Here is a 2482-nt window from a genome sequence, read left to right as displayed (position 1 = left end):
GCTGAATAGGTTTTTTGAGCAATTCGGAAAGTGTCTTCCGTAGCCTTGTTTAACTCAGCTTGATTGTTAGTGACTAACTTAAGGCGATTTTGTAATCCAGTATATGTATCCATCTTTGAAATGGCTGAACCTACTGTTAATAAACCAGCCATGTGTCCAGCTAAAGCTCTGGTGGCTACAGACAAGCTGTCCATAGACTTAGATGCAAACTCACCTTTACGTTCAATGCTTTCCAGTTCATTGCCTAGATTACGCGCATTACGTTCAGCATTTTGCGAATCAATAACAATGACCAAACGGGATTCTTGTGCCATCTTACTTTTCCTCTAGGCAATAAAAAAACCCGCTTGCGCGGGTTTCATTTCTTTTACTTACTTCAAAGCTTTACTTAACAGTATTTACTTGATCTTTAAAGCGTTTTAATGCGTGGTAAGCCTTACTATCCTTAGAACCATCAATAATCGGATTTTCGATTAGTCCCTTGCTAGTATTAACTCGAATCCAAGCTCTTTTTGAATTAAGAATTTTATCCACTACGGTTAAATCAGTAACAAATACTTTGCTAGACTCCAATAAAGTACCAGTTGAAAAATCCGTTAAAGTGTTTTCTCTTAATTTGATTATTTCTCCATCAATATTCAAATCAACAGAGTTTATAGAAACGATTGAATTTATAACTGATATCTTTAACCCTACAAGATTCGGGTTATTGCTTAACCAAATCGCGCCTATTAAAGGACAAACCATTTGATCACATGCAACACTATGCCCATCAATAAAAACTCTTTTTGATCCATCAAATCCACTTGTAGTTACTTTAGGTGCCAACCCAGATGTTGTAGCGCACCCCACTAATCCAAGACTTAATAGACCCGCAGCCAATAATTTTTTCATGAATTTTCACCATTTGTTATAAATTGTTTTAACTTTAACAAACTGGTTACTAAATGTCACATAAAGGAAAACCACCCGAAGGTGGTCTTTTAAATCAGGCTATGCATGTAAAAGTTTTTCAGCACCAGCAGCCAAGAAAGCCGATCGAGTAGTATATCTCTTACCTTTACCTACATTCTCATCAATTTTACGAATCAAACGGCTTGGTAAAGTAACATTGATTTTTTCTGGTTTACCCAGATAACGACTAACATCAACTTCGGTAACCGCCCAGATCATTCCTTTATATTCAGGATCATCGACAAATTTAACTAGTTCGGAAGCTAATGGGATTTCCTCACCATCTTCAGCCAATATTTCTAAATGGCCTGAAATAGCTTCTTTAACATTCTCAATAGCTTCTTCAAGTGTGTCACCAGCACTAAAACAACCTGGAATATCAGGAACAGTGACACCAAATGCCTCAGTATCTGATCCTCGTTCAATTGCAATTGGATATAACATCTCAACACTCCATGCCCTTGGCATAAACATATCGCCCACTGCGTTATGATTAGTTGTAAGGGATATAGTATTTAAAGTCGGGAAACAGCGGGTCAATTTAGACCCGCTTGTTTCAAAATGCTTTTAACAGTTCCGTTTGGTAAATCCTTTTTAGGATGTGGGATTGTAACTAACCCCTTTTTGGTTGGGTGTTTAAAGTGATGATGACTTCCTGAAACCCTAACCTCATACCAACCATCTGCTTCAATCATTTTGATTAAATCCAGACTTTTCACACCAATCCCTTATTAACTTGATGAGATAATAATAACCCTAGAGTTATTATATGTAAATAACTCTAGGGTTACTTTTTTGAGGACTTGGAATTTATTTTTTTATGGGCTTCATCTAAAAACAAATTATCCAACGCAAAAATACAGTCATTAAAAATATGAGCAGCCACGGGCAAATCATTATGTTCAGCATAGATATTGATTGCATGCTGGTCTAATGATAACGGGATGCTCTGCTCATACCGTCTGGATCGGCATATAGTGCTAAATGCCGAAAGAATGGATTCAGCCGCATAAGAATATTCTGGCGGATCCGGAATGTGTCCACCTAAGAATTTGATTTGTTCGATTTCGTGCGGCGTTTTCGACGCATACGTTTTTTGGTATTTGTAGAGCTCGATGACTTTCCCAGAATTAAAGCCTTATCCTTGTCGGCTTCTTCCTGAATCTTCTGGGCCTGTTCTTTAATGAATAGCCAGATTGAAATACCAATATCACCAAGATTAAGAAGCTTTGAGGCATTCTCAGGGGTATAAGGCTTTTCAGATTCAACCGTTTTACCGTCTACGATTTCGGCAAATACCACACCTTTCCAGTCTTCGATTAAGTGGGCGGCGCATGCATCCATTAAAAGTTCATGGTAAAGCTTGGCATTTTCATCTTTGACCATCACATCATAGCCTTTGGATGAAATCTGATTTCCGGCTCGTTCAATTGCTACCTGAAAAGGTTTATAGGCGATACCACGGACTTTGAACTCTGCCTGTACCTCGCCATCAGCCCCCTTGTATTCACACCATTTTGATACGTCT

The 2482-nt window shown here is 38.2% G+C and carries 5 protein-coding genes; all 5 read right to left on the bottom strand.

The annotated features are described in order from the left end of the window. A partial coding sequence (locus tag R5R67_RS19175) for a hypothetical protein (protein WP_318755180.1) occupies positions 1–314 on the bottom strand: 314 nt, incomplete at its 3' end. A gap of 70 nt (positions 315–384) precedes the next feature. Beyond that, positions 385–894, bottom strand: a complete 510-nt coding sequence (locus tag R5R67_RS19170) for a hypothetical protein (RefSeq protein WP_000734512.1) — start codon at positions 892–894, stop codon at positions 385–387. Positions 895–993: 99 nt separating this feature from the next. Beyond that, a complete protein-coding gene (locus tag R5R67_RS19165; protein WP_000966688.1) occupies positions 994–1398 on the bottom strand; it encodes a type II toxin-antitoxin system HicB family antitoxin in 405 nt (134 codons plus the stop codon). Positions 1399–1490: 92 nt separating this feature from the next. Beyond that, complete coding sequence (locus R5R67_RS19160; RefSeq protein WP_000838146.1) at positions 1491–1673, bottom strand: type II toxin-antitoxin system HicA family toxin; 183 nt, start codon at positions 1671–1673, stop codon at positions 1491–1493. Between the two features lie 325 nt (positions 1674–1998). Continuing rightward, the coding region (locus R5R67_RS19155) for a hypothetical protein (RefSeq protein ID WP_318755179.1) at positions 1999–2482 on the bottom strand (484 nt) is incomplete at its 5' end.

The sequence above is a fragment of the Acinetobacter sp. OYA S30 genome, from assembly GCF_033599315.1.
GTDB lineage: Bacteria > Pseudomonadota > Gammaproteobacteria > Pseudomonadales > Moraxellaceae > Acinetobacter > Acinetobacter baumannii.
Note: the sequence above shows the minus strand (reverse complement) of the source record. Positions and strands in the feature narration are given on the sequence as shown.